Below are 6330 nucleotides of genomic sequence, written 5' to 3' on the forward strand. Positions count from 1 at the left end.
CTATGAAGTGGGGTCTGACCTGTGATGAAGGGGAAAAAACAAATTAATTACGTAAAAAGTGAATATATAGGAAGATCGCTTGTTACGTTTTGTGGTATTTTTATTGTTTTAATTACATTAGCTATTATTGCGTTTATTTGTGGTAAAGGTATTCAATCTTTTACACAAAGCGGTATTTCATTTACTGAGATGTTAACATCGACAAAATGGAATCCAAATGCTGACGAAGGAACCTTTGGGGCTTTGATTTTCATTGTAGGTTCAACAGTGGTTTCGTTAGGTGCGGTTATTATTAGTGCGCCAATTGCTATAGCTCTTGCTATATTCATGAATTTAATTTCGCCGAAGTTTGGAAATAAAGTATTGAAGCCTGTTTTAGAATTATTAGTTGGTATTCCTTCGGTTGTATACGGATTATTAGGGGTTACAATTTTAGTGCCACTATTACGTGATTCGTTCGGAGGAGTGGGCTTTAGTTTAATTGCAGGTATTGTTGTATTAAGTATTATGATTTTACCTACTATTGCTAGTATCGCTTCTGATGCAATACGCTCTGTTCCATTTGATTATTTAGAAGCTTCTTACGGTCTAGGATCAACGAAATGGCAAGCGGTTAGCCGAGTGATTGTTCCTGCTGCGAAAAAAGGGATTTTAACAGGTATTGTTTTAGGTTTAGCGCGTGCTTTTGGTGAAGCATTAGCGGTTCAAATGGTAATCGGGAACACAATTAAATTACCAGAAGGAATATACAGTCCGACAGCAACGTTAACTGGTATTTTGACAATGGACATGACAAATACATTAAACGGAACTGCTTGGAACAATGCGCTATGGACTTTAGCGATGATTTTACTTGTTATTTCATTCCTGTTTATTTTAGTAATTCGAGCGATTGGGCAAAGAGGTGAGCGATAATAATGAATGCAAGAACAGTAAATAAAGTTTGGACAGGTATCTTTTATGCAGTTGCAGCTTTAGTTGTAGCTTTACTAGTATTCTTAGTGTTTGAAATTCTGCAAAAGGGATGGGGATTTTGGGATCCTAATTTCTTGTTTGGAGAACCAAGTAATACAAGAGCTGGTGGTGGGATTGGTCCACAGTTATTCAATTCCTTCTACATGCTTGTTATAACGCTTGTTATATCTATTCCTCTTGGTTTAGGTGCTGGAATATATTTAGCGGAGTACGCAAAACAAGGACGTTTTTTAAATTTTGTTCGTTTATGTATTGAGACAATGGCGTCTTTACCTTCGATTGTTGTTGGTTTATTCGGTTTGTTAGTGTTCGTTACTATGACAGGCTGGGGATACACAGTAATGGGTGGTGCCCTTGCTTTAACTATTTTAAACTTACCAGGTTTAACACGTGTTTGTGAAAATGCAATTTCAGAAGTGCCTCATAATGTAAAAGAGGCAAGTCTTGGATTGGGTGCAACGAAGTGGCAAACGATCGCTCGTATTATTATTCCGTCGTCATTACCGCAAATTATTACAGGTATTATTTTAGCGGCGGGTCGTATATTTGGTGAAGCGGCAGCGTTGATTTACACAGCGGGTTTAACATCCCCGATTTTAAATTCAGCAGCGGACTTCTCAAGTCCTGCGCATCCTTTAAATCCATTTAGACCAGCTGAAACATTAGCGGTTCATATTTGGAAGTTAAATTCCGAAGGGGTTATTCCGGATGCAAAATTGATTGCGACAAAATCTGCAGCTGTATTAATTATTATGGTGTTACTATTCAATGTTATTTCACGCTTAGTAGCATCTGTATTGCACAAACGTTTTACAGGAACGAAAAGAAAAAGTAAAACGACGAAGAAAGTAAAAGCGGCATAAATGATAAAGAGGAACTCTCTATTTATAAGTAGGGAGTTCTTTTTATATTTTAATATAGAAGGAATGGATGTAATGATTGTTGAATTTGTAATTGATAATATAGACGGATAGGTGCGGATGAGAGGGGAAGTTACTTTGTTTTTTCTGCAAATGTCAGGTTTTCCTGGATCGGGAAAATCGACAGTTTCTAAGTATATAGCGAAGTTAACTGGTGCTGTAATTGTAGATCATGACGTTTTGAAATCAGCGTTGTTACAATCGTTAGAAATGAAAGGGATTGAATCGACGATTGTTGGAGGAGTATCATACGATGTTGAATGGGTATTGATTGATTCTTATTTAGAACAAGGGCATAGTGTGATATTGGATAGTCCGTGTTTATATGAAGGGATGGTTGAAAAGGGAATTAAGCTGTCTAATAAACATGGTGTAAAATATATTGAATGTTATCTTAATGATAGGGAAGAGATTAATAATAGGTTACAAAAACGTAAACGTATGGTCAGTCAGATTGAAAGAGTGGATTCGGAAGTAGCTTTTAAAAAGTGGTTAGATGGTAGTAAAAGACCTTTAAATAGTGAATATCTTATTGTGGATTCTGGTAAACCGCTAGAGTGGTATGCTCAAAAAATGATGGATTATATGAGTAGGTAGAGAAAAAGCGTTATCTTCATTCATGAAGATAACGCTTTTTCTTTTAAATATCAGGTGTTTCTGTGGAAGTGCTTATTTTTCTACGAGAGCGTCTTTTTCTCCCGATTTTATCTAATAATTCATACATAACTGGAACGACTACTAGTGTAAGAACAGTTGAGACTGCTAAACCACCGATGACAACGACGGCAAGACTTTTTGATACCATACTTCCTGCTTGCGATTGACCAAATAGGAGAGGGAGCATTGCGACGATTGTCGTTATAGCTGTCATAATAATTGGACGTAATCTAGTGGATCCCGCTTCTAGTAAGGCATCTCTTGTTTCCATTCCGTGTTCCCGATTTTGTTGTACTCTTTCTATTAATACAATAGCGTTTGTAACGACAATCCCGATTAACATTAATGCGCCGATCAAGGAATTTACATCAACGGGTGTTCCTGAAATGATTAACCCTAAAATACCGCCGACAGCAGCTAATGGCAAGGAGAACAGAATTGCGAAAGGAGCGCGCGCCTGTCCAAAGGTGATAACCATAATTAAATATACAATCCCGATTGCGATCCCCATAATTTTGAATAAATCTGTGAAGTTCTCTTGCATAGATTCAGTCGCACCTGCAATAGTTACTTTTGCGCCGTTAGGTAAGTCTAATTTAGCTATCGTTTCGTTTACTTCTGCACTTACTTTACTTAAATCTTCATTTGAGGCCTCGGCAGTAATTTGAATCGTTTCTTTTCCGTCTTTATGGAAGACTTCTGTTTGAAGTTGCTTTTCTGAAATGGTTGCAATGTCTTTTAAAGGAATTGGTCCATTGGTAGGTGATAGTATGTTTGTGTTTAAGATGTCTTCTTGTTTAGTAATGTTTTCTTTTTTGTGTTCTATCATAATAGTTGTTTTTTCATTATTGATTGAAACTTCACCAATAGGTGATTTCTTCATAAGGAATGCTACTTGTTGTGCTGCTAATTCTGGTGTTAATCCTAGTTGTTCGGCCTTTGTTTGATCGACATGGATTTGCCATTCTTTCTTAGAGTCTTCTAAATTCGTTTTTACTTTAGAGAGCGCACTTATATCTTTTAGTTTTGTTTCGACGATAGTAGCAGCCTCTTTTAAATTCGTTTCGTTAGTGGCTGTTATGTTAAATTGCAAATTGTTGCCGCCGCCAGAGCTTGAATAACTCATTTTTATATAATCAAGTTCAGCAGGCTCAAAAGTTTTCTGTTCTTTTTTTAACTCTTTAATATATTGATCGATATCAGAACCTTTTTTGAAGACTACTAATATACTTGCGAGATTATTTTTTGTCGTTTGCCCCCATTGTGCATCTTCTGCGCTAGATCCCATTCGTAAAATAACATCCGTTACATCCGAATTAGAAAGTAGCTTCTTTTCGAAATCAAAGGCTTTTTGTTTTTGTGTTTCAGGAGCGTAATCAGCTGGGAAAGTCATGTTAATAGATAACATTGTGTCGTCTTCAGATTTTATGTTAGCTTTCGGTAGTAATACATAGGCTGCAATCGATCCTGCGAATAATAAAAAAGAAGTAAGTAGAATAATGAATTTATGCGAAAGAGCCCATTTTAATGTAGCGACATATCGTGGTGAAGAACTTGGTTTTTTGTGTTTTGTTTTTTTGAGTAGTAAAAAAGCCATAAGTGGAACAACTGTTAGTGCAACGATTAAGGATGATAGTATAGAATATACAACTGCTAATACCATAGGTAACATTAATTTTCCGATTACTCCTGATACGAGACCGATAGGTAAGAAAACAGCGACCGTTGTTAAAGTAGAAGAAGTAATTGCGACGGCGACCTCTTTCGTTGCATCGAGAATAATATCTTTAGAGAAAGATTCTTTTTGTAAACGCCGAAAAATGTTCTCGATGACAACGATACTATCATCGACGAGACGTCCAACTGCAACCGCTAAACCACCAAGAGTTAGGGTATTAAGTGTAATGTTAGATTGGTGTAGTAAAAAGAGTGTTAATAAAATAGATAATGGAATGCTGACAACAGCAATGAGTGTCGTTCGGAAGTTACGCAAAAAGATTAAGATAATTAGGGTTGCAGCAATTGCTCCAAGAATCACTTCTTTTCCCATACTAGTAACAGCATTTTCAACTTGCTCATGAGTTGAGGCTAAAAGTTTAATAGAAAACTGATCATGATATTGTTTACTTATATCTTTGATTTTTTTATCGATTTCCTTTCCGATTGCAACCGCGTTTTTACTTGGCTCTTTCATGATGATTAATCCGGTTCCTTCTTCTCCATTTATATGTGAGATTGTATCGTAGTGTTGTTTAAGTTCAATTTGAGCAACATCTTGCAATTTTACTTGAGGTGCAACGGTGACGTTTTTAATGTCATCTACATTTTTGATATCCCCAATGACGCGAAGATTATATTCTTCTTTACTAACGGTAACGGCTCCAGCTGGAGTGGAAGTTTCTTTTCCTTGTAAAACTTTTAATATTTGTTCTGTTGTGACGTTTTTATCTTTTAATTGGTTTGGGTCTAGTATGATAGATAATTCAGAGGCTGATTTTCCGAAAAACATAACGTTGGCAACACCATCAATGCTTTCGAGTTGTGGTACGATTTCTTTTTCGATTTGTTTTTCATCTGCTTTTGAAAATCCGTTTTGCTTCTGGATAGCAATTTGAGCGAGTGGAATCATAGAAGTATTTAATTGGCTGACTATGGGTTTAGTTGCATCTGTAGGTAATTTAATTGTATTAATGGCCTTTTCGACTTCGCGTGCTGCGTCTTTCATATTTGCTTTGGATGTATACGCGATATCGATGCGTGATAATCCCTCGTGAGTAGAAGAGGTGATGCTGTCAATGTGTTCTAAATTGCGAAATTGTTTTTCGAGGGGATCAGTTACTTCTTTCGTCATCGCTTCAGCGTCGAGTCCTTGAGATAAGGTTGTGACAGTGACTGCTGGATTATCGATGCTTGGTAAAAATTCCATAGGTAATTTAGAGCCGGAATAAACGCCGAGTACGGAAATGAGAAAAACCATGATGATAACAGCGGCGCGGTTTTTTAATGAAAACTTTGTTAACCTATCCATAAAGTGATTCCTCCATTGGTTTATTTATAGTTGAGTACGTCCTTTCTTACTATATAACAAAAAATGGATATTTTTCATTAATTAAATGTAAAAAAATTCTAAAAATAATCTTAAGTTAATGTTTTTGTGGGAATTTCGTTATGTATTTCGCTATTCGCCGGACGATAAGACCTTTACCTTAAAATTCAGTTGGAGTCGAGCTGCTTGTAAAGAACCGATTTGTTCAACTAATAGTTTGTGTGGAGGAACCAAACCAAAAATCAGCATGTTCACTTTATTAGGAAGTGAACATGCTGATTGAAAAGGTGAATCTATTTTTTAGTGTGGATTGATTATAGAGAGGAAAATGATCAGGGCTTTAATATAGAAGAGAATGAAAATCTAGGAAGGGGTTATGAAATGCAGTTTGGTTAATTAGAGTGTATTGATATACAATTTAAATAGTGGTTTTCCGTAGAGGGGCTGAGGTGTCTTTATATAGAAGAAAGTAGGGTGGAGATTTTTTTGTGTTTTTTTTAAAAAAAACACTTGTTATTTCAAAATCATGATGGTATATTAATAAACGTCGCTGATGCAGAAACGCAGAAAACGACAAAAAAGAAATTTTAAAACTTAGTTGACATCGAAAAATGAAGATGTTAATATGATGAAGTCGCTTCTGAAGCGGCGGACAAGTTCTTTGAAAACTGAACGAAACAAACAACGTGAAACGTCAATTTTTATTTTTAGATGCTAGACAAACTAACTTTA

At 36.0% G+C, this 6330-nt stretch carries 4 protein-coding genes; 3 read left to right on the forward strand and 1 reads right to left on the reverse strand.

Annotation, left to right across the window (positions count from 1 at the left end):
* The first annotated feature begins 24 nt into the window (after nucleotides 1–24).
* The 3 genes from pstC to FS742_RS25135 all read left to right on the forward strand — a co-directional run bounded on the left by pstC (nucleotide 25) and on the right by FS742_RS25135 (nucleotide 2492).
* Entirely contained in the window at nucleotides 25–915 is an 891-nt protein-coding gene (gene pstC, locus FS742_RS25125; protein WP_000676674.1) for a phosphate ABC transporter permease subunit PstC, read from the forward strand.
* Nucleotides 916–917: 2 nt separating this feature from the next.
* Nucleotides 918–1838: a phosphate ABC transporter permease PstA gene (gene pstA / locus FS742_RS25130; protein WP_144615878.1), complete on the forward strand. Its 921-nt coding sequence runs from the start codon at nucleotides 918–920 to the stop codon at nucleotides 1836–1838.
* Nucleotides 1839–1973: 135 nt separating this feature from the next.
* Nucleotides 1974–2492 (forward strand): P-loop nucleotide/nucleoside kinase family protein, encoded by a 519-nt coding sequence (locus tag FS742_RS25135; protein WP_144615880.1) that lies wholly within the window; start codon nucleotides 1974–1976, stop codon nucleotides 2490–2492.
* Nucleotides 2493–2535: 43 nt separating this feature from the next.
* Here the strand turns inward: FS742_RS25135 and FS742_RS25140 are convergent, their stop codons facing one another.
* Nucleotides 2536–5580, reverse strand: a complete 3045-nt coding sequence (locus FS742_RS25140) for an efflux RND transporter permease subunit (protein WP_144615882.1) — start codon at nucleotides 5578–5580, stop codon at nucleotides 2536–2538.
* Between the last annotated feature and the right edge of the window lie 750 nt (nucleotides 5581–6330).

Source organism: Bacillus cereus, assembly GCF_007678085.1.
Lineage (GTDB): Bacteria > Bacillota > Bacilli > Bacillales > Bacillaceae_G > Bacillus_A > Bacillus_A cereus_BE.